The 25191-nt window shown below is 68.9% G+C and carries 19 protein-coding genes and 7 pseudogenes; 18 read left to right on the forward strand and 8 right to left on the reverse strand.

Annotated elements, in window-relative coordinates; genetic code table 11:
- The first annotated feature begins 45 nt into the window (after nucleotides 1-45).
- The 4 genes from AAFF41_RS02705 (at nucleotide 46) to AAFF41_RS02720 (ending at nucleotide 3922) form a co-directional block, all read left to right on the forward strand.
- Complete coding sequence (locus AAFF41_RS02705; RefSeq protein WP_343323389.1) at nucleotides 46-921, forward strand: NmrA family NAD(P)-binding protein; 876 nt, start codon at nucleotides 46-48, stop codon at nucleotides 919-921.
- Between the two features lie 15 nt (nucleotides 922-936).
- Nucleotides 937-1767, forward strand: a complete 831-nt coding sequence (locus tag AAFF41_RS02710) for an oxidoreductase (RefSeq protein ID WP_319752153.1) — start codon at nucleotides 937-939, stop codon at nucleotides 1765-1767.
- A 46-nt stretch (nucleotides 1768-1813) separates the two neighbouring features.
- Nucleotides 1814-2260, forward strand: a complete 447-nt coding sequence (locus AAFF41_RS02715) for a class I SAM-dependent methyltransferase (RefSeq protein ID WP_319752152.1) — start codon at nucleotides 1814-1816, stop codon at nucleotides 2258-2260.
- Nucleotides 2261-2983: 723 nt separating this feature from the next.
- Nucleotides 2984-3922 carry a L,D-transpeptidase gene (locus AAFF41_RS02720; RefSeq protein ID WP_319752224.1) on the forward strand — a complete coding sequence of 313 codons (939 nt, stop codon included), beginning with the start codon at nucleotides 2984-2986 and terminating at the stop codon, nucleotides 3920-3922.
- 22 nt (nucleotides 3923-3944) lie between these two features.
- On the opposite strand, the gene AAFF41_RS02725 is transcribed toward AAFF41_RS02720, so the two are convergent.
- Together AAFF41_RS02725 and AAFF41_RS02730 are read right to left on the reverse strand one after the other, a co-directional pair.
- Nucleotides 3945-4070: a hypothetical protein gene (locus AAFF41_RS02725; RefSeq protein ID WP_319752151.1), complete on the reverse strand. Its 126-nt coding sequence runs from the start codon at nucleotides 4068-4070 to the stop codon at nucleotides 3945-3947.
- A gap of 655 nt (nucleotides 4071-4725) precedes the next feature.
- Complete coding sequence (locus tag AAFF41_RS02730; RefSeq protein WP_319752150.1) at nucleotides 4726-5349, reverse strand: TetR/AcrR family transcriptional regulator; 624 nt, start codon at nucleotides 5347-5349, stop codon at nucleotides 4726-4728.
- A gap of 89 nt (nucleotides 5350-5438) precedes the next feature.
- Here AAFF41_RS02730 and AAFF41_RS02735 point away from each other — a divergent pair, with 89 nt between their 5' ends.
- Nucleotides 5439-6671, forward strand: coding sequence for an NADH:flavin oxidoreductase/NADH oxidase family protein (locus AAFF41_RS02735; RefSeq protein ID WP_343323390.1), 1233 nt, complete (start codon nucleotides 5439-5441; stop codon nucleotides 6669-6671).
- Between the two features lie 237 nt (nucleotides 6672-6908).
- Here AAFF41_RS02735 and AAFF41_RS02740 read toward each other — a convergent pair whose 3' ends face one another.
- On the reverse strand, nucleotides 6909-7502 hold the full coding sequence (locus AAFF41_RS02740) for a dihydrofolate reductase family protein (protein WP_319752149.1): 594 nt from the start codon (nucleotides 7500-7502) through the stop codon (nucleotides 6909-6911).
- Nucleotides 7503-7649: 147 nt separating this feature from the next.
- On the opposite strand from AAFF41_RS02740, the gene AAFF41_RS02745 reads away from it, so the two are divergent.
- Nucleotides 7650-8669 (forward strand): sigma-70 family RNA polymerase sigma factor, encoded by a 1020-nt coding sequence (locus AAFF41_RS02745; protein ID WP_319752148.1) that lies wholly within the window; start codon nucleotides 7650-7652, stop codon nucleotides 8667-8669.
- A 194-nt stretch (nucleotides 8670-8863) separates the two neighbouring features.
- Here AAFF41_RS02745 and AAFF41_RS02750 read toward each other — a convergent pair.
- A pseudogene (locus tag AAFF41_RS02750) lies at nucleotides 8864-9946 on the reverse strand (right-handed parallel beta-helix repeat-containing protein); the annotation flags it as partial.
- Nucleotides 9947-10406: 460 nt separating this feature from the next.
- Nucleotides 10407-10629 (reverse strand): annotated as a pseudogene (locus AAFF41_RS02755) (IS701 family transposase); the annotation flags it as partial.
- A 707-nt stretch (nucleotides 10630-11336) separates the two neighbouring features.
- Between AAFF41_RS02755 and AAFF41_RS02760 the strand changes: the two are divergent.
- From AAFF41_RS02760 to AAFF41_RS02770, 3 genes and pseudogenes are all read left to right on the forward strand, one after another.
- The gene (locus AAFF41_RS02760) at nucleotides 11337-12356 is read left to right on the forward strand and encodes a GlxA family transcriptional regulator (RefSeq protein WP_319752147.1); all 1020 of its coding nucleotides are present in this window, start codon (nucleotides 11337-11339) and stop codon (nucleotides 12354-12356) included.
- Nucleotides 12357-12678: 322 nt separating this feature from the next.
- Entirely contained in the window at nucleotides 12679-13296 is a 618-nt protein-coding gene (locus tag AAFF41_RS02765; protein ID WP_319752146.1) for a TOPRIM nucleotidyl transferase/hydrolase domain-containing protein, read from the forward strand.
- A gap of 105 nt (nucleotides 13297-13401) precedes the next feature.
- A pseudogene (locus AAFF41_RS02770) lies at nucleotides 13402-13581 on the forward strand (FAD-dependent monooxygenase); the annotation flags it as partial.
- A gap of 334 nt (nucleotides 13582-13915) precedes the next feature.
- On the opposite strand, the gene AAFF41_RS02775 reads toward AAFF41_RS02770, so the two are convergent.
- Nucleotides 13916-14287 (reverse strand): VOC family protein, encoded by a 372-nt coding sequence (locus AAFF41_RS02775; protein WP_343326236.1) that lies wholly within the window; start codon nucleotides 14285-14287, stop codon nucleotides 13916-13918.
- A 511-nt stretch (nucleotides 14288-14798) separates the two neighbouring features.
- Between AAFF41_RS02775 and AAFF41_RS02780 the strand changes: the two genes are divergently transcribed.
- The 8 genes and pseudogenes from AAFF41_RS02780 to AAFF41_RS02815 all read left to right on the forward strand — a co-directional run bounded on the left by AAFF41_RS02780 (nucleotide 14799) and on the right by AAFF41_RS02815 (nucleotide 21966).
- The gene (locus AAFF41_RS02780; protein WP_319752145.1) at nucleotides 14799-15596 is read left to right on the forward strand and encodes an ABC transporter ATP-binding protein; all 798 of its coding nucleotides are present in this window, start codon (nucleotides 14799-14801) and stop codon (nucleotides 15594-15596) included.
- A 9-nt stretch (nucleotides 15597-15605) separates the two neighbouring features.
- Nucleotides 15606-16367, forward strand: a complete 762-nt coding sequence (locus AAFF41_RS02785; RefSeq protein ID WP_319752144.1) for an ABC transporter permease — start codon at nucleotides 15606-15608, stop codon at nucleotides 16365-16367.
- Nucleotides 16368-16382: 15 nt separating this feature from the next.
- Entirely contained in the window at nucleotides 16383-17174 is a 792-nt protein-coding gene (locus tag AAFF41_RS02790; RefSeq protein ID WP_343323391.1) for a MerR family transcriptional regulator, read from the forward strand.
- Nucleotides 17175-17314: 140 nt separating this feature from the next.
- Nucleotides 17315-17626, forward strand: a complete 312-nt coding sequence (locus AAFF41_RS02795; protein WP_343323392.1) for a hypothetical protein — start codon at nucleotides 17315-17317, stop codon at nucleotides 17624-17626.
- 857 nt (nucleotides 17627-18483) lie between these two features.
- The gene (locus tag AAFF41_RS02800; RefSeq protein WP_343326237.1) at nucleotides 18484-19401 is read left to right on the forward strand and encodes an NADP-dependent oxidoreductase; all 918 of its coding nucleotides are present in this window, start codon (nucleotides 18484-18486) and stop codon (nucleotides 19399-19401) included.
- Nucleotides 19402-19648: 247 nt separating this feature from the next.
- Nucleotides 19649-19855, forward strand: a pseudogene (locus AAFF41_RS02805) (NAD(P)-binding domain-containing protein); the annotation flags it as partial.
- A 950-nt stretch (nucleotides 19856-20805) separates the two neighbouring features.
- Nucleotides 20806-21164 (forward strand): annotated as a pseudogene (locus AAFF41_RS51380) (alpha/beta hydrolase fold domain-containing protein).
- A 55-nt stretch (nucleotides 21165-21219) separates the two neighbouring features.
- Nucleotides 21220-21966 carry a phosphotransferase family protein gene (locus tag AAFF41_RS02815; RefSeq protein WP_319752141.1) on the forward strand — a complete coding sequence of 249 codons (747 nt, stop codon included), beginning with the start codon at nucleotides 21220-21222 and terminating at the stop codon, nucleotides 21964-21966.
- A gap of 463 nt (nucleotides 21967-22429) precedes the next feature.
- Here the strand turns inward: AAFF41_RS02815 and AAFF41_RS02820 are convergent.
- Nucleotides 22430-23422, reverse strand: a pseudogene (locus AAFF41_RS02820) (immunity 49 family protein).
- Nucleotides 23423-23947: 525 nt separating this feature from the next.
- A pseudogene (locus tag AAFF41_RS02825) lies at nucleotides 23948-24044 on the reverse strand (RNA polymerase subunit sigma-70); the annotation flags it as partial.
- A gap of 301 nt (nucleotides 24045-24345) precedes the next feature.
- Here AAFF41_RS02825 and AAFF41_RS02830 point away from each other — a divergent pair.
- On the forward strand, nucleotides 24346-25182 hold the full coding sequence (locus tag AAFF41_RS02830; protein WP_319752140.1) for an alpha/beta fold hydrolase: 837 nt from the start codon (nucleotides 24346-24348) through the stop codon (nucleotides 25180-25182).
- Nucleotides 25183-25191: the final 9 nt, after the last annotated feature.

Below are 25191 nucleotides of genomic sequence, written 5' to 3' on the forward strand. Positions count from 1 at the left end.
CTGGATTTTCCACCAGCTCCCTCTCAAGAAACGGAGATCACCACCATGGAACGCAACCTCCTCGTGATCGGGGCCACCGGCAAAACCGGCCGGCACACCACCGAACTCCTGCTCCAGCGCGGGCACCGCGTCCGCGCACTCGTCCGCGGTCTCGACGGGCGCGCCGAGCGGCTCGCCGCCCTCGGAGCGGACTTGGTGGAAGGCGACGTCCTCGACCTGGACTCCCTGGCCCAGGCGGCCAAGGGGACCGATGCCCTGTACTTCACCTACCCGATCCGCCCCGGCCTGATGGACGCCACCGCGAACGTGGCCCAGGCGGCGGAGGAGAACGGGGTCCAGGCGATCGTGAACATGTCGCAGGTCTCCGCCCGTCGTAACACCGCCAGCAACGCGGCACGCCAGCACTGGGTCGCCGAACGCGTCCTGGACCACTCCCCGGTCCCCGTCACCCACATCCGCCCGACCTTCTTCGCCCAGTGGCTGATCGACACCTGGGCCGGCGGAACCGGCGAACTGCGCCTGCCGTTCGCCGACGGACGCCACGCCCCCATCGCGGAAAGCGACCAGGCGAAGGTGATCGCGGCCATCCTGGAAGACCCCGCTCCGCACGCCGGCCAGATCTATCCCCTGTACGGAGCCGAGGAGCTCAACCACTACGAGATCGCCGAGAAGATGTCGCGGGCGCTGGACCGCGAAGTCACCTACGTGCCCATCGAACTCGACGAATTCGCCGCCATCCTGCACGGGCGCGGCGCGCCGGACCACCTGATCCAGCACCTGCTCGCCGTGGCCGTCGACTACCGCAACGGCATCTTCGCCGGCACCAACGACGTGGTGAAGACGATCGGCGGCAGCGATCCCCTCGACGTCGAGGGTTTCATCGCCCAGAACCGCGCGGCCTTCGACCTGCCCACCGCCTGAACACTGGAGAAGACAATGAGCGTTTGGTTCATCACTGGATCGTCCCGGGGCTTCGGCCTGGAGATCACCCGTGCCGCCCTCGCCGCCGGCCACCAGGTGGTCGCGACCGCGCGGAAGGCCGAAACCGTCCGCGAGCAGCTTCCCGACGCCGGTGACGCGCTGCTCACCGTGCCGCTGGACGTGACCGACCCGCAGTGCATCCAAGCGGCCGTCGACGCGGCGGTCGAGCGGTTCGGCCGGATCGACGTCCTGGTCAACAACGCCGGCACCGGACTGCTCGCCGCCGTCGAAGAGTCCGACGACGCCGCGGTCCGCGCGGTCTTCGAGACCAACGTGTTCGGCCCACTCGCCGTCCAACGCGTCGTACTGCCGGCACTGCGGCGCCAGCACTCTGGCCACGTGATCAACATCAGCTCCATCGTGGGCTTCGCCACCGCGCCGGGCTGGGGCATCTACGCCTCCACGAAGTTCGCCGTCGAAGGCTTCACCGAGACCCTCCACACCGAACTGGCCCCCCTCGGCATCCACGTGACGCTCGTGGAGCCGGGCTTCTTCCGCACCGACTTCCTCGACCCCGCCAGCCTGCACACCGGCCCCGACACGATCGACGACTACGCGCCCACCGTCGGCGCGATGCGTGCAGCCGCCGCGAGCCTGAACCACGCCCAGCCCGGCGACCCGGTCAAGGCCGCGCGCGCCATAGTCGAGATGTCCGCCGCCCCCGAGCCGCCCCTGCGCCTCCCGCTCGGAGCCGACACCCTGCAAGCCTTCGACGCCAAACTGGACACCTTCCGCAAGGAGATGGACGCCTGGCGGTACGTCGCCCTCACCACCGATCACGACTAGGACAACACCCCTGAATACGCCTTCTTCGCCACCACGGTCCGAAGGGATGCTGCACGTGGGCATGAACATCGAGGACAAGGGCCGCCTGTTCACCGAGATCAGCCGCGTCCTGACCGACAACGGCCTCTTCATCGTGTACGACGTCATGCTCCTCGGCGACCCCACCCTCGTCCGCTACCCACTGCCGTGGGCCTCGCAGCCCGAACACAGCTTCCTGGCCCGCCCCCAGGAATACCGCTCCCTGCTGCGCAAGGCCGGGTTCGACATCGTCGCCGCGCACGATCACCGCTCTCGAGCCGTCCAGTCGCTTCGTGACGCGGGCGATGCGCACCGCCGGATCAGCACACCGCACAACCCTGCGGGCGGGGATACGCCTCCTGCCCCGATCAACGTGGCGATGGGCACCGACGCATCGATCAAGGTCGCAAAGGTGCTCCAGAACATCGAGGAGGGTCTCCTTGCTCCGACCGAGATGATCTGCCGTCTCCGCTGATCTCACGAGGACCGCACCTCGATCGGTGTCTACCGCGCCATCGTCCACGGTCGCCTCACGCCGGTCACACCGACCTCGCGCGAACCACAGGAAGTCGAAGAAGGCGCGCAGATCCCGGGCATGCGCGGCCTGCGTGTTCCACGGTGACGACGCCAGCCACACCGAGAAGGAGCGGTTCAACGTCACGTCGTACTGGCCCGCCGGACTGATCAGGAAGGGCTGCCCCTCGGACACACCCAGGTCGTCCAGTCGCAGATCGAGACCGGCGGACAGGGCGCTGAACCCCCCGTACGAACGGGGCCTCTTCGCGCGTCAGGCCAGGTCCCGGTGGATAAAGTGCACCCGCCAACCTCTGACAGATATGACGGTGAACGACAGTCCGCGGACTTTCGACCGGCTGCAGAACCGGGTCGGTCGCCGCGACCCGCGGCGCGGGGCCGACTCCACCGTCCACGTCGCAACTGGAATACGCACGGGCTCCTACGCGGACACCACGGCCGTGATCGAGCGAAGTCGGCAGGCACGATGTCGCGCCCCTCATCGTCCCCGATCCGGCGGTGCGCACCGAATCTTGAGACATGCTTTACGCGATGCGCGCAACTGCGGCCCACCTTCTCGTTGTCTGACAGGGAGTCGGGCTCATCAGGGCCGAAGAGCGAGAGAGCGGGGCAGATCGTGGGACGGCGCAAGGGCGGCATAGGGATCGCATTCGTCACGGGTGTGATGCTGGTGGGCGCGAGTGCCTGCGGCGGGGGCGGCAGTAACAAGGCGGGCGGAGACGACGCGAAGGCGTCGGGAAAGCCGAGTGCGAGCGCCTCTCCGTCACCGACGAAGCCCGCGGGCCCGCCGATGCTGCTGGATACGATCACCCCACAGACGGGCACCACGGTCGGCGTGGCCATGCCGATCTCGGTGATCTTCACAAACCCGGTGGCGGCAAAGGCACGGGCCACGGTCGAGAAGCACATGAAGGTGAGCGCCTCCCAACCGGTGGCCGGCGCATGGCACTGGATGGGCGACCAGCGCGCCGACTGGCGCCCCAAGACGTACTGGCCGTCCGGCACGAAGGTAAAGATCGACGCTGACATAAACGGCGTCAGCAACGGCAACGGGCGCTACGGCGTGCACAACTACACGCACACCTTCAACATCGGCGACGACGTGCGCGCGGACGTCTCGGTGACCGGCCACACCATGAAGGTGACCCGGAACGGCAAGGCGGTGCGCACCCTGTCGATCAACGCGGGCAGCGCCCAGTATCCGACGTGGAACGGCACGATGGCCGTCATCGACAAGCAGGAGAAGGTCCACATGACCTCCTGCAGCGTCGGCATCAGCTGCGCAAAGGGCAGCCCCAACTACTACGACCTGACGCTGCCCTGGGACGTGCACCTGACCCAGTCCGGCACATACGTGCACTACTCGACCGGCGACCCCAACCCGGGCAGCGGCAGCGCCCGCGGCTCGCACGGCTGCGTCCATCTGTCCATGTCGGACGCCAAGTGGTTCTACGGCCAGGTCAAGCAGGGCGACCCCGTCACCATCACCGGCTCGCCCCGTGCCAAGGCGCCGGCCGACAACGGCTACGCCGACTTCAACCTGGGATGGGACCAGTGGCTCGCGGGCAGCGCGTCCGGGGAGGGGACGACCGCGACGCTGTGACGCGCTGCGGTGGCGGCGCCAGTCAGCAGTCGATGGTGTCGACCGCGAGGCCCAGCCCCGTACTCGCCCTTGGGCTGGCCGGAAACGTCCAGCCCTCCGGCACGCCCCACTCGTCCAACCGCTGGTCGACGTCAGCGGACAGGGGCACGGAACTCCCACATGAGCGCCGTCGCCTTGCGTGGCCGCGCCTGCTCCCGGCGCGTCGCGTGCACTCGCCGTCCCGTGATCGACATGGCGCCGGACAATATCCGCGGACAGTTCAACAGCGCATAGGCCAGGTGGGAGGGGTGGCGGGCGCGGTTCTTCGTCCACCAGGGTTGGGTGGCTGCGCGATCAGCTCCGCGAAACCGGTCGCACCCGGCCTCTCCCCCGGCCAGAGACCGACCCAACGATGACCGCGCCGGACCCGTGATCCGGCCTTTCCCACCCTCCGGGCCGCCGTGTCGGCCGGGAGTCGACCCATCGTGATCTGCGCGATCCGCACCTCGTGTCGGGCCCTCGCGCGCCACCACGAAACGGAGCAACTCGTCGCGGAGGCGGCCGGATTCAAGCAGCCGCTCGGCCAGGATCCGCGCTGGAACGAGTACGGCCAGTCGCTCTGCCGGATCGTGACGCACCACCGCCCCAGGAACGAGGACGCGGTCGTCGTCACCTCAGGTCCGGCGGCAGTCTCGCCACGCTCTGCGGCGCCCCGCTGTCCACGTCACCGGCGACCGTCGCATGTGCTCACCTATCGCTGAGGCCGACCGCCCTCCCGGCCGCGGCCCGCCCGTCACGCCGTTCCCGGCACCACCCGGGGGCCGCTACGCCCTGGCTCGCTCGGACGGCTCGGTCGCCGCCTTCGACGCCACCGGGGATGCGGTGAACAGCGCGTGGACGGCCGTGCGGACCTGGTCGGCGACCACCTCGGGCGTGGAGGCGTCGAGCTTGCCGTCCAGGTGCAGGAAGGCCAAGCCGTGGACCAGGGCCCACACCGTGGTCGACAGCGCGTCCGGATCGGCGTCGGGAAAGGTGTCCCGGACGATGCCGCGGACGTATTCCGACAGGGCGGCGGTCGCCTCCACCCGCTCCTCGTTGCCCGGGTCGCAGGGCTCCGCGAACATCACCCGGAACATCGCCGGGTGATCGAGCGCGAATCGGACGTAGGCAACGGCGACCGCGGTGAGATCGTCAGGCGTCGCGGGCGCGGGATGCGCCGCGGTCAGGTATCCGGCGAGTTCGCGGTAGCCCTCGGCTGCAACGGAGGAGACGAGCGCGTCGCGGTCCGCGTAGTGGCGGTACGGGGCCGTCGCCGACACACCGGCCCGCCGTGCGACCGCCCGCAGGGACAGTCCGGCGCTGCCGTCCTCCTCCAGCAGCTCCCGCGCAGCGCGCAGGCAGGCGGCGCGCAGATCGCCGTGGTGGTACGAGTCATTCGCTTGTGGCACGGAACACCCTCCCTCATGTTTACACCGCGCACATGGCCCGCCTAATGTGAACGGTGCACACATTGTAATCGACGGAGAGGAGAATCCGGATGGCCAGCGAGCTTTTCTCACCGCTGTCCCTGCGCTCTGGGCAGGTACTGGGCAACCGGATCGCGAAGGCGGCCATGGAGGAGAACATGGCCGGCGACGGCCAGCTGCCCGATGGCCAGCTGCTGTCGCTGTACCGGCGCTGGGCCACCGGCGGCACCGGACTCCTGATCACCGGCAACGTCATGGTCCACGCCGAAGCACTGACCGGTCCCGCCGGGGTCGTACTCGACGATGCCGCGCCGCTGGAGCCGTTCACCGAGTGGGCCAAGGCCGGCAAGTCCGGCGGTGGAGCGATGTGGATGCAGATCAATCACCCCGGCCGCCAGATCCAGGCGGACATGCCCGGCGTCGTGTGGGGCCCGTCCGCGGTGGGGGTCGACCTGGGAAAGCACAGCAGCCGTTTCGGTCGACCTGTCGCCATGACCCCCGAGCAGATCGAGGCCACGGTGACGCGGTACGCGGTCACGGCACACCGCGCCGAGAAGGCGGGGTTTGACGGTGTGGAGGTCCACGCCGCGCATGGTTACCTGCTTTCACAGTTCCTGTCCCCGCTGGTCAACCAACGCACCGACGAGTGGGGCGGGTCCCTGGAAAACCGGGCTCGGATGCTGTTGGACGTCGTCCGGGCCGTGCGCGCCGCCGTCTCGCCGTCCTTCGCGGTCGCGGTGAAGCTCAACTCCGCGGATTTTCAGCGGGGCGGATTCGACGCCGACGATGCTCGGCAGGTGATCGCGATGCTCGAACCGCTCGGCGTCGACCTGGTGGAACTGTCCGGCGGCAGTTACGAGAGCCCCGCGATGTCCGGCCGCCCCGCCGATGCGCGTACCCAGGCCCGTGAGGCGTACTTCCTGGACCTGGCGAAGGACCTGGTCAAGACCAGTCCTCTCCCGCTGATGCTCACCGGCGGCATCACCCGGCGCGATACCGCCGAACTGGTCCTCGCCAGTGGCGTGGCACTCGTCGGGATGGGCACCGCCCTCGCCGTCACCCCGGACCTGCCCGACCGCTGGCGCCACGGCCGCGAGGCGGACCGGCAACTGCGGCCGGTGACCTGGTCCGACAAGGCCCTCGCTTCCGCCGCGAGCACGGCGCAGGTCCGTCACCAGCTGCGCCGCATCGCCCGCGGAAGCCGTCCCAAGCCCCATACCCGCCCCGCGTACGCGCTTGTCGCCGAGCAGCGTCAGCAGCGACGGGCACTGCGCCGCTACCGCGCGTGGCTGTCGGCGTCCTAGAACAGGCGGTGGCAGAGCGGGCCGACACCCTCTGCTCCACGCACACCGAGTCGTGCCGGGCTCGGACGTACTCCTGGCTCTCCATCGCCAGCCGGGCCCGGGAGCCGGCCGCCCGGCGACGAAGCCTGGGGGAACAACAGACTCGCCGCCCTCCGGTCCCACCAGCATGCCCCGTGGAGGGCGGCCCCCCTCACCCTCCACGGAGGTGCTCGCCGGCCGACGTCGACGCAGCGACAGCTAGGCGTCTTGGACCGGCTGGTAGGTGAGGAAGGCGAGGCCGTCGCCGACGGTCCGGGCGTGGACGAGGCGCATGGGCTTCTCGTCGCTGGTCTCGCCGAAGAGGCGCTCGCCGGCCCCGAGCACGACCGGGAACACGGTGAGCCGCAGTTCGTCGACGAGGTCGTGCTCCATCAGCGTGTGCACGAGCCGGCTGCTTGCGTATACGACGAGGTCGCCATCCAGCTCCTGCTTCAGCTTCGAGACCTCGTCCACCACGTCCCCCTTGAGCACCCTGCCCTTGGATGCCGTCGAGTCGCTCCACTTGGGCTCTTGGAGGGTGGAGGACACGACGTACTTGGGCAGGCTGTTCAACCTGTCCGCCCACGCGCCGGTACGGGACAGCCACCGCGTGGCGAACCACTCGTCGCTCCGCCGACCGAGGAGCAGGGCCTCGGCGCCCAGGGCCTCGGCGAGCAAGAGCTTCGCCCACGCCTCGCGGTCGTTGTCTCCCATCTGGAGGTACCAGCCACCCGGCCTGAAGCCCTCCTCACCGGTCGGATCCTGGACGACACCGTCGAGCGAGACGTTCTCGCTGATGATGATCTTTCCCATGGCGCTTCTCCCTGTGCTGTGTGGTCACTTGCCACTGAGGTAGACACCGAGAAACCGAGAAAGGGGCGCCCGCCAACCGCCCCCTTCGCCCCTCCGCCGGTGTCCATACAAGAAGGGCGACAAGATGCGGGAAGAGGTGACCCGAGAATGGGCGAAGCGGCAGCCGACTTGATCTCCAGGGCGCGGGCCGGGGACGGCGAGGCGTTCCGGCAGCTGACCGAGCCGTACCGCCGGGAGCTGCACGTGCACTGCTACCGGATGCTCGGATCGTTCCAGGACGCCGAGGACGTCCTGCAGGACACGCTGCTGGCCGCCTGGCAAGGCTTCGCAGGGTTCGAGGGACGCGCCTCGCTGCGTACCTGGCTGTACCGGATCGCCACCAACCGGTGCCTCAACGCGCGCCGGTCGGCCGGCCGACGCCAGGCCAAGGAGTGGGACGTGCCCAATGTGGAACCGCCCGCGCCCACCCGGCTGGGTGAGGTCGTCTGGCTCGAGCCCATTCCCAACGCCCTGCTTGAGGGGGTCATCGACGCACCGCTCGGCCCGGAGGCCCGCTACGAGCAGACCGAATCCATCTCCCTGGCCTTCATGACCGCCCTCCAGCTCCTGCCGCCTCGCCAGCTCGCCGTGCTCGTCCTGCGCGACGTCCTCGGGTTCCATGCCGCCGAGGTGGCCGACATGCTGGACGCGAGCATCCAGTCGGTCAAAAGCGCCCTCAAACGGGCGCGCGCCCGCCTGCAACACCGACGTCCAGCGACCGAACCGCCGCCCGCCTCCGACTCACCCTCCGAGGACGCGATCGTGGCGAAATTCGTCCGCGCATGGGAGTCCGCCGACCTGGACGCACTGGTGGCCCTTCTCACCGAGGACGTCTTCATGTCGATGCCACCGATGCCCTTCGAATACCAGGGCCGAGACGTCGTGGCCCGCTTCTGCGCCAGCATTTTCCGCGCAGATCGCAGGTTCGACCTCATCCCGACACGAGCCAACGGTCAGCCGGCGTTCGGCGCCTACCTGCGCGCCCGCAACGGCATCAGCCACGGGACCGGTCTCTACGTCCTGACCCTCACCGGCGACCGGATCTGCGCCATGACCCGCTTCGAAAACGGCGTGCTGCCATCATTCGGGCTACCCCGATCGCTCCCTCATCTCCCGAAGCTGGGATAACTCTTGCTGACGGGGCGGGTGATGCACAGCACGCTGCGCGCGCCCCGGCAACTCGCCAGAAAACTTGGCGCGTCGTTATCTCCGATGTGTCCAGGCGGGTTTGAGTCGAGAACGGCAGGGGTGCTGACGCGGGGCTGGACACGTCGTTCGCGTATCTGCCGAACGCGAGCGCCCAGCCCCCGCCTCGGTCGTGGTTAGGGCGTCACGACCTTCCCGCCGAAGGTCACGGCGAGGTGCCCGTCCGAGGCGAAGGACCAGCCCAGGGTTCCGCTGTAGGAGGAGCAGCGGGAGCCGTTCGTGCCGGTCCAGAACTGGTTCGAGCTGTCGGCGTCTCCGATGGTCTTGTCGTTCGAGCCGCTGACGCTGAAGCGGCACGAGGTGTTGGTCCGGAAGACCGAAGTGCCCGCGTCGAAGGAGAAATTGCGTTGGGGGTTGTCGACGCTCGCGTTGTTCGAGATCGTCATCTTGCCCGGATTGCTGTTGTACGTGAATCCGTGGTGACCGTTGCCGTAGGCGATGTCGTGCTGCACCACGTGGTTGACCGCGATGTCGTCACCGCCGAGCTTGTAGCCGTTGCGGTCGCCGTTGGAGTTCACGGTGCCGTCGCTCAGCGTCCCGTTCTTGTAGGACAGGGAGTACTCGATGGTCACCGGGCCGATCGCGCCCGTGTCGGTCTTCGTGTACAGGTCCCAACCGTCGTCGATGTTGTTGTGGGAGACGTCGTAACGGAAGACGTTCCCGGTGCCGGTGGTGAGCTTCGCGGCGAAGCCGTCGGCGTCCTCGCCGTCGGAGTCGGCGTTGTCGTGCGACTCCGAGCTCACGATCAGGTTGTTCGACGGCCACTGGCTGCTGGGAGTACTGGAGGAGATCCGACCCAACTGCAGTCCCGTGTCGCGGTTGTACGCGGTCACCGTCCGCTCGACGACGTTGTTGCTGCCGCCGACGTAGATGCCGTTGTCGCCGGCGCGTTGGACAGTGATGCCGTACAGACGCCAGTAGTTGGCGTACAGCTGGAGACCGCGGTTCGACGAACTCTCGCTCTGCGCCGAGAAGTTCAGCACCGGGGTCTCGCCCGGGTAGGCGGACAGGGTGGTGCGGGCGCTCGAGGTGCCGTTGTTGCCCGCCGGGATCGTGATCGTCGACGCGTAGTCGTACGTCCCGCCACGCAGGTAGATGGTGCCGCCGGATGCGATGCGGCTGATCGCCGTGGTGAGCGTCGTCGGGGCGGACTGCGTGCCGGCCGCGCTGTCGGTGCCGCTCGGCGACACGTACTGGGTGGTACTCGCGGCCTGGGCCGGGGTGCCGGACAGCGCGACAAGCGCGCCGGCCAGCAGGCTTACACACGCGATGACGGGTCTCACTTGCATCGTTCTGCCTCCAGGTTCGTCCGTGACCAGGGGTGCCGTGCAAGAGAAAGCGCTTTCCCGCGTTCTCGAAGGGGACCGTAAGCGCTTGCTATGAACGCGTCAATAGATGGGTACGTGATTCTTATTCATGCTTGCGAACAACCGTCGGGGCGTCCGGACGGGTTGGCCGGGCGCACGGGGTCCGGGTGAAACCCAGGCCTGAACGCATGAGAGCGGCTCCACGACCAGGCCCGCCGGTGCGCGGCGGCAGAGCACCAGCACGCCATCAGCGTGCGCCTGGGATCGCCGCGAAGCGGCGACGGAGGCGCCGCAAGGGGCGGAGCCCGGACGGTCGCGGGGGCGGAGCCCGGGGAGGGTGCCCATGCTGATGCCGGTTCAGCAGACGGTGGAGGCGATCGGGACCGGCGTGCCCGGCTTCCTCCGCGAGCGTCCAGCCGTTCTTCCGCCCCGGCTGAGCAGGCAGTCCCCGTAAAATAAGCCAACGCCGACTGACGCGGTCCCTCCCGGCTGAACCGACGCACGAACCGCTCGCGCACCGCACTCAGTTCGCCCGTCCGAAGAGTGGCATCAGCAAGATGCCCACCCGTAACCAGGCCAACAACGGACCCACCCAGTGGCCATGGCAAGCACCGTTGCAGCACCAGCCCGTTGCCACAGGCTGCCCTGACAGCGGTGGTGAGACCGGGGCCGCCAGGGGCACAGCAGTCCGGCTCGGGAGCGGAAGAGTCTGCGCGCGGAGGCGTGCGGTCAGCGGTCGGTCGACCTGAGGAGCCCTGCCACAGCTCGATCGTGGTGACCGGGCCCGCCGACCGGGGCGTCTCCATGCCACCAGGTGCGCGAAGCCGCTCATGGCCTCGACCGGTGTGGCGTATCCGGGTCTGTCGCCGTGGAGACCATCGGCGCCCTGCCCGGAGACATGGAGGGTCCATCAGCCGCCGCGGAAGGCGGACTGAGAGGCTGTGGCTCCCAGCAGGTAGCAAACCGGTCGTGGCTTCGGCCCGGGTCACCGGCAGATGATGACTGCAGGGAGATCCGACGACTGGGCGGACCGGGGGCGGTTACGGCCGCTTGACCGGGCTCGTACGGCCCGCCGCATCTGTCAGGCCACGCTCTCCGGCGTTCCGCAGGACACGCGGCGATGCGCGCCAGGCGATCGGGGTCGACCACGTCGGCGCCTGGGCCGTCCGCCAGGCTCTCGCCCCGATCCCGAGGGGATACGGCGGCGGCGTGCCGACGGGTACGCCATCGCCAACACCCTGCCGATCCAGTGTCCGCACCGCGCACAGCCCGGAGGCATCCGATGAACCACAAGCGCCCGGCAACGGATCCGCTCATCGTGACCGTGCTTGTCTTTCCGGGCGTGCGGCTGCTCGATGTGACGGGCCCCATCGAGGTGTTCACGACGGCTAACGAGTTCGGCGGGCGTTATCGGGTGCGGATCGCGTCCGAGGACGGGGCGGAGGTCATCACCTCCGCCGGGATCCGCCTCAGCGCCGACCTGTCCGCCGACGACGTACAAGAACCGTACGACGTCTTGGTGATCCCGGGCGGCCCGGAATGGGAGACGCTGATCAAGGACGACACCCTGCTGGATGCGGTCCGGCAACTGAACGAGAAGAGCCGCTGCACGGCGTCGGTGTGCACAGGAGCATTTCTGCTGGCCGCAGCCGGACTTCTCAACGGCCGACGCGCCGCGACGCACTGGCGGCATTCACGGCAACTGGCCTCTCGTTTCCCGTCCGTGCGGGTCCAGCCGGACGCCATCTTCGTACGGGACGGGCAGATGATGACCTCGGCAGGTGTCAGCGCCGGTATCGACCTGTCCCTGGCGCTGGTCGAAGATCACTACGGTGCGGAGGTCGCCCGGTCGGTCGCCAAGGACATGGTCGTCTTCATGCAACGGCCGGGCGGCCAGTCCCAGTTCAGCGTTCGCTCCCGAGCGCCGCACACACGCCAGGAGATGCTCCGCCGGGTCCTGGACAGCGTCGCCGAGAACCCCGGGGCCAACCACACACTCACGGCCATGGCCCGTAGAGCAGGCGTCAGCGTCCGGCACGTGACCCGGCTCTTCGACGAAGAGGTGGGAACCACTCCAGGCCGCTACGTCGAGCAGGTCCGACTGGAAGCCGCCCAGGCGCTGCTGGAGACGGGGGACGACTCCCTGCCGGTAGTGGCACGGCGCACCGGGTTCGGCTCACCCGAGTCGCTCCGTAGAGCGTTTGTACGACACCTGGGCGTGACACCGGGCGCATTCCGGACCAGCTTCCGCACGACCGGCGTGGGCACGAAGGATCCGGCACCCGCAGCGGTGTCCCCGTAACCAAGCCACGCCGAGGCACAAGCGGCCGACGACGGCGGACTGCCGGATCCCTGAAGCCGGATCATCCGACGTAGCCCACCGCACCGACAGCAGTCGTCCCGTCCGGCATCGCCGAGTTTCCCCCTCGCCGCCGACGCCTGCGTCAGCGTCCGGGCTCAGGCGACGTCGGCACCCCGAGCCTCCGTCGGCTCAGTGCCGCCGGCTCAGTCCGCAAGCGATGGTGTGGATCAGCAGGCCCAGGTGACGAGGATGCCGGACATCTCGAGCGGGGCCGTCGAATATTCCCGTGCCATGCCGGTCGATGAGAGTGCAGACTCGCTTCATGGCGGACATGAGCGCATTCCGGGACGCGGTCAGCCGATGGGCGGCCGGCGGTCCCGGCGGACCGGCTAGTGACCTGGTGGTGCAACTGGGGCTGCGGACGGCGGTGCTCCTGGAAGGACCGAGTGACCTCGCGGCCGTCGAGGCGCTGGCCGCACGACGAGGCCGGGACCTGACCGCCGAAGGGGTGTGCGTCGTATCGATGGGCGGGGCGATGAGTGTCGGCCACTACGCCGGTCTCCTCGGACCACCCGGTCTTGGCCTGCATCTGAGGGGACTGTGCGACGAGGGCGAGCGGCGCTTCTACGAGCGCGGCCTGAAGCGGGCCCGGGCGCCGCACCGGGGCTTCTTCGTGTGCGTGGCGGACCTGGAGGACGAACTCATCCGCGCGCTGGGCACGGCGCGCGTCGAGGAGATCATCCGGGCCGAGGGCGACCTGCGGGCCTGGCAGACCTTCCTGCACCAGCCCGCACACCACGGTCGGCCCCGGCAGCAGCAGTTGCGGCGCTTCCTCGGCACGAAGAAGGGTCGCAAGATCCGCTACGGGCATCTCCTGGTCCACAACCTCGACCCCGGACAGGTACCGGCCCCGCTAGACGACCTCTTCACGAGTCTGTGACCGACGCGCGAAAGCGCGGTCACGGCGACGAGTTCGGGCGCTCCGTGCCACTGTCCGTCCGAAGCGGCCAACTGGCGCTGCCAACGGCCATACGGGCTCGGAGGACTGACGCTCGCCCGCCTCCTCCACGTCCACGGCATTCCCGCGACGGTCTACGAGGCGGAGACCTCACCGACCGTCCGCACGCAGGGCGGCATGCTCGACATCCACGACTACAACGGCCAACCGGCACTCCAGACGGCAGGCCTGATCGACGAGTTCCGCGGCCTCATCCTGGAAGGCCGCGGGTCCTCGACCGCTCGCCGCGCTGCACTTCGGGGCGTCCACCCGTGCCGTCGTCGGGTTCGTCGAGGAGCACGGTTCCGTCCCCTGTTCTTCAAGAACCTTACAGCGGCGGACAGTTCACCTCGGACCCCGCACTCGTACGGAATGAATCTGCTGCGCTCACGGACAAGCCGGTCCGCATCCGCTGATACTGCAGCAAGGGGTCCACAACATGCCTTCCTTCGCCGCTCTCAGCAGGCCGACCAGTGCCGGAAGCGCTGATTCCTGTGACCGGAAAACTCAGCGTCGAAAGTCTCAGGGTGTGGTTTCGGCGCTTGCCGGCGCGGGCCGATGCTCAGCTCAGGCGGGCTTGCAGGAGGCAGAATTCGTTGCCTTCGGGGTCCACGAGGCAGTGCCAGGGCTCATCGCCGGTCTGGCCGATGTCGGCCGGGCGCGCCCCGAGCTTCAGGAGGCGTTCGAGTTCGGCGTCCTGATCCCGGTCGGTGGCGTTGACGTCGATGTGCAGCGGCAGTTTGCCCGCCTTGGGCTCGGTGGTGGGGCTGAAGACCAGAGTCGGCTGCAATCCGCCGAACCCTTCCCGTGGTCCGATCTCCACCGCGCCGTCGTCGATGTCGAGCACGATGAAGCCCAACACCTCGCACCAGAACGCCGCCAGCCGTTGCGGGTCCCGGCAATCGATCACCAGCTCGGAAATGCGACAAGCCATGACCGGGACCCTACAAGGCATCAACCCCACGCAGCCACTCCTTAAACAGCCCAGGGCCGCAAGGCAATGGGCACCCGGGAGCGGCGGGCCCTGCCGAGTCCGCGCCCGGCTTTCAACGCCGCCCGGACCTCGACCAGTTGGCCGTGGGAACCAACACGACACGCGGTTCCAGATCAAGCCGGGCGGCAGGGGCTGGTCGGGTGGGCTGAGGCGGAGCCCGCGACCCTTTTCTGCCGTATGCGCCGTCCGCTCTCCAGTCCGCGTACTTGAACGTCGCCGCCCCTCACCCGAGGTGATGTTCGCACTGATCGCGGACTTCTTCGGCGCTGGAGAAGCTCCGCCCAGCCACTGCCCCGATGGGAAGGAATCACGGGACGACCCGCACCAGCGTGGACGATCTGTATGACGTGGTCGGAGCGGACTTGACCTTGACGCTGGGTCAACCCTCCATCCTTCCGGCAGAGCTTCCGCGCAGTCGCCCGGAACAGCTCCACAAAGGAGGCAGATGGCTATGAAAGCCCCATCGATCGCCGGTCCGGCGATTCGCGTGCAGGGTCTCGAGAAGTCGTACGGAAAGCTCGAAGTGCTGCGCGGTGTGGACTTCGACGTGGCGCGGGGCGACATCTTCGCCCTGCTCGGCTCCAACGGGTCGGGCAAGACCACGACCGTGAGGATCCTCGCCACGCTCCTCAGGGCCGACGCGGGGACGGCGAGCGTCAATGGCTTCGACGTCGCCACGCAACCGGCGAACGCGCGGGAGTCCATCAGCCTCACCGGGCAGTTCGCGGCCGTCGACGAGATCCTCAGTGGTCGGGAGAACCTCGTACTCGTCGCCAAGCTGCGTCACCTCAAGGACCCGGGCGCGATCGCGGATGACCTGCTCGATCGTCTCTCGCTGACCGAAGCGGGCGCGCGCAGAGTGTCGACATATTCGGGTGGGATGCGCCGCCGGCTGGACATCGCGATGAGCCTCATCGGGAGTTCGCCGGTGATCTTCCTGGACGAGCCGACGGCCGGGCTCGACCCCGAGGCGCGCATCGAGGTGTGGCAGGCGGTCAAAGAGCTCGCCGGCTATGGAACGACGGTGCTGCTCACCACGCAGTACCTGGACGAGGCCGAGCAGTTGGCCGACCGGATCGCGATCCTCCACCAGGGTCGGATCATCGTGAACGGCACCCTCACCGAGCTCAGGCAGCTCTTCCCGCCCACCACGGTCGAGTATGTCGAGAAGCAGCCGACCCTGGAGGAGATCTTCCTCGCGATCATCGGCGACGACGACAAGAGCGACGCCACCGGCACGAACAGCTAGGGGACAAGGATGACCGCGTACTTCTTCGGCGACACTGCTGTTCTCACGGGGCGGACCCTGCGCCATGTCACACGCAGCATGGACACCATCATCACGACCGTCATCACGCCGGTCGCCATGATGCTGATGTTCGTCTACGTCTTCGGCGGGGCGATCGACACCGGGTCGGTTTCGTACGTGAACTACATGCTGCCCGGCATCCTGCTCATCACTATCGCGTCGGGCATCTCCTACACCGCGTACCGGCTGTTCACCGACATGAAGAGCGGGATCTTCGAGCGATTCCAGTCCATGCCGATCGCACGGTCAGGTGTGCTGTGGGCACATGTCTTCACCTCTCTGGTCGCCAACCTGATCTCGCTCGTGATCGTCGTGGGCGTCGCTCTGCTCATGGGCTTCCGTTCAGGGGCAGGTGCACTGGCATGGCTCGCGGTCGCCGGCATCCTGCTCCTGTTCACCCTGGCGCTGACCTGGATCGCCGTGATCCCCGGGCTCTCCGCGGCATCGGTCGAGGGCGCGGGCGCGTTCGCCTACCCGCTCATCTTCCTGCCGTTCATCAGCTCGGCGTTCGTGCCCACGGAGACCATGCCTGGCCCGGTGCGCTGGTTCGCGGAACATCAGCCGGTGACGTCGATCGTCAACACGATCCGCGACCTGTTCGCCCGGCAGCCGGTCGGCGACGGCATCTGGATCGCGCTCGCGTGGTGCGTCGGCATCCTCGTCGTGGCGTACGTCTTCGCGATGGTCGCCTATCGCCGGAAGATCGCCTGAGGCAGGCTGAGACCCATGCTCACCATCAGCCAGCTTGCGGCGTATTCCGGGGTGACGGTGCGGGCGGTACGCCATTATCACCAGATCGGGCTGCTGCCGGAGCCCGAACGCGACCGATCCGGGTACCGGATCTACGACGCTGCCGCGGTCGTACGACTGATCCGGATCCATACCCTGGCAGATGCCGGCGTGCCGCTGGCCAGGGTGCAGGAACTCCTCGACGCCGACCCGGAGGAGTTCGCCGATGGCGTCCAAGAAATCGACAAGGACCTGCGTGCCGAGATCCGGCGGCTGCAGGGCACGCGCAGACGACTCGCCCGGCTCGCCGCCGGAGAGCACCTGGCGCTCCCCCGGAGCGTCGTGGACTACCTCGACCGGCTGCGCGGTCTCGGTGTCGAGGAGCGGTACATCGAGCTGGAGCGGGATGCCTGGATCATGATCGCCGCCCAGGTGCCGCACCTGATCGACGCCGTGATCGCCAAGAAGCACGAGCAGTTGGACGATCCCGACATGGTGAGGCTCTACAGCTTTCTCAGGGGGGCGCTCGACTGCTCGGCCGACGATCCGCGGGTCGTCGAGGTCGCCGACATCCTGGAGCGCCTGAGGATTCGGGCTGTGGAGGCCGGCGAGGTGGGTGCCGACGGCTTCGACGACCAGTTCGTCGACCTGCTGGACTCCACCATGGTCGAGTCCTCACCGGGCGCCGAGCGGGTGCTGGCGATCCTGGAGGAGCGAGGCTGGAGGGGCTGGACCCGTATCGAACGCGTGCCTGCCGACAGGCTCAACACTGAGCTGCCGCCGTCTTGAGGGCAGTTCAGGAGCCCGGTGTGACGCTGGTCGGGGGTGGTTGCGCTCTCCGGGGCGGCAGTCTGCCGTGCAGATCTTCTGGCAGGACGCTTTCGGGACTTTCCGCTCGACGTCGCCGGTGTTGCCGCACGATCAGCCCCATGACGGACCCCGTGGTGCTGGAGCGGATCGCCACGCCTCGTGCGGAACTGGACGGACTCGAAGAGCAGTTGGCCAAGCAGCTGGAGGAGGTGCACGCCGAGCGGGACGAACTCGCGGTCGCCGAGAAGGTGCCGGAGCGGCCGAGCGAGAAGGTCGCCACGGCACAGGCGTCGACCGCGCCGGGTCTGCGCAGGTGGGCGGGCGCGGGGCACTGCCGGTCCCGCACCGCGCGCCGGGCGTGGACCAGAGGGCGCTGCCTCCGGAGTACCAGCGCATCCTCGCCGTCGCGCAGCATGCCGCGGGGCCGGTGAAGACCCGGCAGGTCGGCGAGCCGTTCGGGCTGACACCGGGGGGCGGGGCGCCCTGGAGCCGCTGCGCGGGTAGCTGACCAAGCTGGCCGACCGCGGCTGGCTGCGGAAGCTTCCCGACGGGAAGTTCACCGCTCGGCTGTAAGCGTAACCGCGGTCTGCCGGGCGGCCGTTGAGTTTGTGTGACCAAAACCAAAGGGCCCGCCAAGGGGCACCGTCTCCCTTGTCTACCGGTGTGGTCTGCCGCTGTCCAAGCGCGCGCCCTGACCCACGTCGCCGACCTGCTTCGGCGCCACCTGAAGGCGATACGCTCGCGCCGGCGGGCGCTGCCGCCCGGGAAGATCGCGCTGATCGTCCTCGCGGTGCTTTGGCACGACCCGCGCCTGGCCGACATGGCAGGCGGCAGCAACATCTCCGCCACCACCGTGCGGCGCTGGTGCGACGAGGTCATCGGCCTACTCGCTGCGAAACCTTCGCGGCTGGACCGCGCCCTGAGAAAGATCGCCAAGCGGGGCGGCGAAGTCGTCCTGATCGACGGCGCCCTCATCCCCACACAGCGCCGCACCGGCGCCGCGAACCGCCCGAACTGTTCCGGCAAACACCACCGCCGCTGCCTGCACGTCCTGGCCCTGACCGACGAGCGAGGCCGCGTGATCTGGATCTCCGCCACAGCACCACCCCTGACCAGCTACTTCGAGATGGTGCATGCTCACCGTTCGTCAAATACTTCCTCGGACCGTTGGTCCTGGGAAGACAGCTCCGTTTCTGAACCGTTGAATGCGATGGCCCGGTCGATGTGTGGCCGTCCAGGGCGTGACCGTCCAAGACCTGTCCGAACGAGGAAGAGCGGTGATCACGTGATGAAGGCGGTGCGGTTCCACGAGTACGGCGGGATCGATGTGCTGCGGGTGGAGGAGGTGGAGCGGCCGGCGCCCGGCCCCGGGCAGGTGTTGGTCGAGGTCCGCGCGGCCGGGATCCAGCCCGGCGAGACGATGATCCGCAAAGGCGCGCGGCACGGACGCTGGCCGGCGACCTTCCCTTCCGGGCAGGGCAGCGATCTGGCCGGCGTCGTGGTGGAAGCCGGTCCGCAGGTGCGTGGCTTCGCAGTGGGCGACGAGGTCCTGGGCTTCACCCATCACAGGGCGAGCCACGCGGAGTTCGTCGTGGTCGACGACGTGAATCTGACCTCGCGCCCGGAGGGGCTTTCCTGGGACGTGGCCGGGTCGTTGTACGTGGCCGGCACGACCGCGTACGCCACCGTGTTCGCCGTGGACCCCCAACCGGCCGAGACAGTCGTCGTGTCCGGTGCGGCGGGCGGCGTCGGGTCTCTTGCCGTACAGCTCGCGCGGCGACGCGGCGCCACGGTGATCGGGCTGGCCAGCGAACAGAACCATGCCTGGTTGAAGGATCGCGGTGTCATCCCGGTCGAATACGGGCAGGACGCCGCCGAACGGATCCGGCAGGCTTCCGGCGGGAACGTCGACGCGTTCATCGACACGTTCGGCGACGGCTACGTGAAACTGGCCGTGGAGTTGGGCGTGTGGCCCGAGCGGATCAACACGATCAGCGACTGGCAGGCCGCGGCCAGGGTGGGGGCGCGAACCTACGGAGAAGGTGCGGCGGCGTGCGCCGTCGTGCTCGGCGAGCTGGCCCGGCTTGCCGCGCGCGGAGAGCTGGAAGTGCCGATCGCCCGCACATACCCGCTGGAGCGGGTGCGAGACGCGTTCCGCGAACTGGAACGACGACACACCCACGGCAAGATCGTGCTCCGGCCCTAGGTCCTCGTCAAATCCCCTTCGGTGGCGTCGAACGCAGCGGCTACGGACGCGAGCTGCCCGACCTCGCCCTGCGGGAGTTCATGAACGCCAAGACCGTCTGGATCACCCAGGACGCCTGAACCCCTTGGCACCGGACGGCAGTCGACACCGCTGGCATGCGCGCGTCGCGGCGCGCGTCGCGTGGAGGCGCGACGATGAGCGGAACGAACGGACCCCGCCGTCCGGGCAGGGTTGGCCCGTGGTCGCCGTGCTCGGCACAGGGACCACGGGGGAGGCCATGGCACGCAACATCGCGGCGGCGGAAGTGGGGCTGCGCGCCTGGAACCGAAACCGCGCCGCCGCCGAGCCGCTGGCCGACACCGGCACCACGGTGTGCGACACGTCGGCCGCGGCCTGCCAAGGCGCCGACATCGTACTGACCGCGCTCGCGAACGAGAAGCCGGTCGCCGACGTGATGGACCAGGCCCGCGACGGTCTGGGCGGCCACGGTGTGGGTGCAGACGTGCACCGTCTCCCCGGACGGGTCCCGCCGTCTCGCGGAACAGGCGACCCGCCTGAACGTCGCGTACGTCGAAGCCCTGCTCCTCGGCACCTGACTGGACCGTCCCTTCGAGAGAGGCGAGGGAGGAACGATGACCCGTGCCGGCATCGCCGCCGTACGTTCGAGCACGGCGCAACTAGTTGAGAGCATCCCCCAGGTGGACGACGAGCAAGGGGAGCTGCCGTCCTCGTGCGGCGGCCGGCGTGCCATCGACGGGGTGGCCCACCTCGCGGCCCTCACCTCCGAGGCCGTGGACCCACCGCCGCCGGCCCTTCCCTGCCGAAGAACCGCGAGCGGTACCAGGACCTGCGCGTCGACGAACGCAGTAGCTGGAGCGATGCGGAAGTCCTCGACGAGTGGCGGCGCGGCAACCCCCGGCAACTGGAGCTCCTGGAAGCGGCCCAGGAACCGCCCGGGCCGACGAGGCCGTCGAATGCCCGGGCTCGGTACGTATCCGCGCCATCTCCTGGCGAACACCATGGCGTTCAACGTCTTCTGCCACGTGCGCCACAACATGCACGCCCGAACGGCCCGCTCCCGTTCACCCTGCCGGAACCGACCCACGGCCAGGTCGCCCCCGCCGTCGACTTCGTGCTCGCCGGTCTCCCCCAGATGCAGGGACCCGAACTGACCGCCACCGTCGATGGGCCCCGCACCCGCGGATCTACGAGGTGTCGCCGGATCAGGGAGGTGACATTCTGGCCGGCCTGCAGACCGGAGAAGGTGTCACGAAACCCGACGTCGAGGAGGAATGGGTGACCGTCGACGCCGGCAAGTGGGGGCAGGTACGCACCCGCGTCGTGCGCCCGCGCGGCATCTCCGGGACGCTTCCGGTCATCCTCTACATCCCCGGAGCCGGGTGGGTGTTCGGCGACGAGAACACCCACGACCGCCTCGTACGCGAACTCGCCGTCGGCGCCGGTGCGACTGCGGTCGCCCCCGTCTACGACCGGGCCCCGAGGCCAAGTACCCCACCCAGATCGAGCAGAACTACGCCGTGGCCCATTGGTCCGCCCGCGAAGGCGCACAGCACGGCCTGGATGCCTCGCGCCTCGCCGTGTGCGGCGACTCCGCGGGCGGAAACATGTCCGCGGCCCTCGCCCTGATGGCCAAGGACAGGGGCGGTGATGTCCGGGTCGGTTGCCAGGTCCTGCTCTACCCCGTCACGAACGCCGACTCGACACCCCGTCCTACCTGCAGTTCGCGGACGGGGAGTACCTGACCCGACGCGGTAAACCCGGCGACGTCGGCGGTGATCCCCGGGATACTGGTCGCCCATGGATGAGGTCAACGTCGTTGTCGCCCATTCCGAGCGCGCGACTCTGCGCGTCGGTGACGTGTTCTTGAAGGTGGACGCCGATCAGGCGCGCATCGACGTCGAGGTCGAGGCGATGTCCCTCGCGCCGGTCCCGACCCCGGAGGTCCTGTGGCGCAAGCCGCCCGTGCTCGCGCTCGCCGCACTCCCCGGGACGACGCTTGGGCGCCTCGGCGGGCCGGCGACCGGGTCGTCGGCGGCGTGGGCCGCGGCGGGCGCCGCCATCCGGAAGCTGCACGACGCGCCGCTGCCGCCCCTGCCGGGCCGGGCCGGCCGGAGCATCGTCGCGCTGGCGGCGGAACTCGACGACGAGTGCGAGTTGCTCGTGACGAACGGTGTCCTGCCCGCTGACCTCGTCACCCGCAACCGCCAAGTCGCCGAGGCCGCGCTCCGGCCGTGGACTCCGGCGTTCACGCACGGCGACCTGCAGATCGCGCACGTCTTTGTCGACGGCGGCGAGGTCACGGGCATCATCGACTGGTCCGAGGCGGGCCAGGGTGATGCCCTGTACGACCTCGCCACCTTCACGCTCGGACACGAGGAGCACCTCGACGACGTCATCGCCGGCTATGGCACCGACATCGACCTCGACGTGATCCACGCGTGGTGGTCGTTGCGAAGCCTGCTGGTGGTTCGCTGGCTGATCGAGCACGGCTTCGACCCGTTCGAGCCGGGCTGTGAGGTCGACGTGCTGAGATCCCGGAGGTGAGGCTGCGCGGGCACGACCGCTGTGAGTACGTTCTGACGCATCGAGCAGGCCATCCCCTGGGGGTACTTGCTGCCGGCCTTGCCCCATCCACCGGGGACGGACCGGTGGCCGGCCCGCCCTACATCCCCGCAGCCGTCGCCAGCAGGCCATCCCCGAGCCGAAGCCCAGCTCCTGGGGCAGAGACAGCCCCCTTCGGCCAGCATCAACCAGAACTGACATAACGTCATTGCCAGAGGTCCAGAAGCCTCTTTGAAGAGCCGATATAGGCATTCGGTCTACGCATACGAGGCCGCGGCAGGTTGAGGCCGCCGGAGCGGGGCGTGGCGGGCTACTTCGACGTGCTGTGCCGGCTGGGCAGTTCGAGGGCGTGGTCCTGCCGGGAGAACAACCGTCGGTCGGAGGCCAGCGAAGTGTTCGCGGCCACGTCGAGGCACCTGAGGACTACCGCTGTCCGAACTGACGACTACTTGACGGTCCAACGTCCCGGGCCATTTCCGCCGGCGTCTTCCGCTCGCCGCAGCGCCTCCGGGGAACCCAGCATGCCCTGCGGCAGACAGCCGGACCGGACGCCCAAATCCCACCCATGCACTTGGACCGCAAGGGCGGCCAGGGCAAGGGCGCTGAACGGCAGCAGAGTACGGGGGGCGGGATCGGATCCCACGCACTCCCGGTGCTCGATGAGCCGGGCCACGAGAGCCTGCTCAAAGACGTGCTGGTCATCGTCGAGAAGTACGCGAAGGAGGCGCTGATCCGGTGTCAGGGGGCGGGCCGCGTCCAGTTTCCGGGCCGCCTCGGCGCGCTCGTCGGTGTCCGGCTTGCGCAGGGTCACGGTGGGCCAGTCCCGGGGCAGGTGCCCGCGCGCCTGGGTCAGGTAGCCGCACAGTGCGTCCATCGCGGCGAGGTCCGCCGGATCCGACGTCGAATTCAGCTTCGAGTACGGCACTCCGTCGCGGATCGCGGGCGCGTAGTCGCTCCGCAGCAGCAGACCGATCACCCGCTGCCATTCTCACACCAGTCCGCTGACCAGGCACATCGCAAACCCGTCGCACCACCATCTGGCCGTGGGGACCTGCTCGATGGCGTCGCCGAAGGCGATGTCCTCGCTGCTGAGTGTCTCGCCGATCAACGAGAAGTGGATTTCCTGGTCACCGTCGAGGAAGCAGCCCACGCTCAGCGCCCCCAGGGAGCACTCCGCCGCGGTCCGCAGTGCCGTGCGCGACGACTCGTCGAATGCGGGATCCTCCACGGTGCGCGCGGCGATGTGGTCGAGGAGCTCGTCATGCATCTCCTGTAGCTTCTCCGGGGACGGGTCGTCGTAGCGCATCCAGTGCCACCGCCGCCGGGTCCGTCGGCTGATGTCGTCGAGTGCCTGGGCTATGCGCGGTCCGCTGACCTGCCCTCCACGACAATGATTCAGGGCTCTGAAACGCAGGCCTCTGAGCTGTGCGATGTGCATGGGCTGAGCCGGGCCGGACGGTGACCGCATGGGCACAGCCCCGTTGCCCCGGCTGAGGCTGGTCGTCGTGGCCGGTCACGATCCTGAGACGGGCCATCAGATGTGCCCCCGCTTGCGGCGACCCGCAGTGGGCGAAGGCGGCGGTGGTGGTGCACGTAATATCCCCTCACCGGTCGCCGAACGGGCGGCGGGTGACACGTCGCAGCCGCCCGGCCTACCTCTCAGTCGGGCCGGGCGATTGTCGTCGTCGCCCTTACGGGCTGCAGGTTGCCGGAGGGGTGGACGTGTCGGGCTTGGTGCACAGGGGGCCGAGACCAGCAACGGCGTTCGGACGGGTGATGAAGACCAGCGGGCCGGCCTGATGCTCGCCCTTGAACGGTGTGGGCGGGCCGGTGAGAGCGCAGGCTACGGCGGCCGGTGGGGTGGTTGAACCAGAAGCCGACGTGGAAGGTATTCGTCGGCTGCAAGGCGACGTCCGGATCGAAGCCGTGCCGTCCTCGCGCCAAGACATGACCCCGGCAAGGCCGTTGGCGTCGAACGGCAGCGCGCACAGGTCGTACCGCACGAACACCAGTCGCTCGCCCGGCCGGAGCGACTCGAGGACGACGAGGAGCGCGAGCCCGGACCTCGAGGAGCAGCTCACCGACGGCACCTGGCAACCCGCCGACGAGGACGAGACCTGCCATACCCGCTTGGAGACCACCCTCGTCGAGCTCCACGGCGTCCGTCCCGGAGTACGTCGCCCCTGACGCCCCGACGCCGCCGGCAACGTCCTCGACGCCTCCCCCTCGATCCCGATCCGAGCCTGCCCCCGTCCGCGACGCTTCGTCGTTCCTCCTGGCCGTGCCGGGGAGTGCGCCGTTGACAGGGCTGGTTAATAAGATTAGCTTTTAGCTAACAGAGTTAGCCAGATAGGGGATGCCATGACCGAGTACCTTGCCGTCGACGGCGGCACGATCGCATACGAGGTGGCGGGGTCCGGCCCGCTGATCGTTCTCGCACACGGTATGGGCGACAGCCGCGGCGCCTACCGTGCCGTGATCCCGCCACTGGTGGCGGCGGGCTATCGGGTCGCCGCGGTCGATCTGCGCGGCTGCGGCGAGTCCAGCGTCGGCTGGCCGGCCTGGAGCCGCACCGCCATCGCCGGCGACCTGCTCGCCGTGATCCGCCACCTGGGCGGCCCGGCCGTGCTCGTCGGCCACTCCATCTCCGGCGGCGCCGCCACCATCGCCGCGGCGCAGGAGCCCTCGCTGATCACCGGGGTCGTCGAGTTGGCGCCGTTCACCCGCAAGCAGTCGATCCGCCTCGGCGACCTGCGGGTGAAACGCTTCCGGCAGGGCATGTTGCGGCTGCTCGGCGCGGGCACGTTCGGCAGCGTGCCGCTCTGGCGCTCGTACCTCGACGTGGCCTACCCCGGCGTGAAGCCGGCCGACTGGTCCGAGCGGCTCGACCGCATCGACTCCCTGCTGCGCGAGCCTGGCCGGATGAAGGCCATGCAGGGCATGGGCCGCAGCGCCCCGACCGATGCCGGCGCGCAGCTCGGCAACGTCCGCTGCCCGGTCCTGGTCGTGATGGGCACGCTCGACCCCGACTGGGCCGACCCGCATGCCGAGGGTTCGGCGATCACTGACGCGCTGCCGTCCGGCCTCGGCCGCCTTGAGATGATCGAGGGCGCCGGGCACTACCCGCACGACCAGTTCCCCGAACAGGTCATTTCGCTCATGCTCGCCTTCCTCGGATCGGACGCCGCTCGTGCCTAGGGTCGGCCT

This window comes from Streptomyces mirabilis, from assembly GCF_039503195.1.
Taxonomy (GTDB): Bacteria; Actinomycetota; Actinomycetes; order Streptomycetales; family Streptomycetaceae; genus Streptomyces; species Streptomyces mirabilis_D.

Coding starts and splice junctions, on each gene's coding strand:
- AAFF41_RS02705 (WP_343323389.1), top strand. CDS start 46: ATGGAACGCAACCTCCTCGTGATCGGGGCCACCGGCAAAACCGGCCGG.
- AAFF41_RS02710 (WP_319752153.1), top strand. CDS start 937: ATGAGCGTTTGGTTCATCACTGGATCGTCCCGGGGCTTCGGCCTGGAG.
- AAFF41_RS02715 (WP_319752152.1), top strand. CDS start 1,814: ATGCTGCACGTGGGCATGAACATCGAGGACAAGGGCCGCCTGTTCACC.
- AAFF41_RS02720 (WP_319752224.1), top strand. CDS start 2,984: ATGCTGGTGGGCGCGAGTGCCTGCGGCGGGGGCGGCAGTAACAAGGCG.
- AAFF41_RS02735 (WP_343323390.1), top strand. CDS start 5,439: ATGGCCAGCGAGCTTTTCTCACCGCTGTCCCTGCGCTCTGGGCAGGTA.
- AAFF41_RS02740 (WP_319752149.1), bottom strand. CDS start 7,502: ATGGGAAAGATCATCATCAGCGAGAACGTCTCGCTCGACGGTGTCGTC.
- AAFF41_RS02745 (WP_319752148.1), top strand. CDS start 7,650: ATGGGCGAAGCGGCAGCCGACTTGATCTCCAGGGCGCGGGCCGGGGAC.
- AAFF41_RS02760 (WP_319752147.1), top strand. CDS start 11,337: ATGAACCACAAGCGCCCGGCAACGGATCCGCTCATCGTGACCGTGCTT.
- AAFF41_RS02765 (WP_319752146.1), top strand. CDS start 12,679: ATGGCGGACATGAGCGCATTCCGGGACGCGGTCAGCCGATGGGCGGCC.
- AAFF41_RS02775 (WP_343326236.1), bottom strand. CDS start 14,287: ATGGCTTGTCGCATTTCCGAGCTGGTGATCGATTGCCGGGACCCGCAA.
- AAFF41_RS02780 (WP_319752145.1), top strand. CDS start 14,799: ATGAAAGCCCCATCGATCGCCGGTCCGGCGATTCGCGTGCAGGGTCTC.
- AAFF41_RS02785 (WP_319752144.1), top strand. CDS start 15,606: ATGACCGCGTACTTCTTCGGCGACACTGCTGTTCTCACGGGGCGGACC.
- AAFF41_RS02790 (WP_343323391.1), top strand. CDS start 16,383: ATGCTCACCATCAGCCAGCTTGCGGCGTATTCCGGGGTGACGGTGCGG.
- AAFF41_RS02795 (WP_343323392.1), top strand. CDS start 17,315: ATGACGGACCCCGTGGTGCTGGAGCGGATCGCCACGCCTCGTGCGGAA.
- AAFF41_RS02800 (WP_343326237.1), top strand. CDS start 18,484: ATGAAGGCGGTGCGGTTCCACGAGTACGGCGGGATCGATGTGCTGCGG.
- AAFF41_RS02815 (WP_319752141.1), top strand. CDS start 21,220: ATGGATGAGGTCAACGTCGTTGTCGCCCATTCCGAGCGCGCGACTCTG.
- AAFF41_RS02830 (WP_319752140.1), top strand. CDS start 24,346: ATGACCGAGTACCTTGCCGTCGACGGCGGCACGATCGCATACGAGGTG.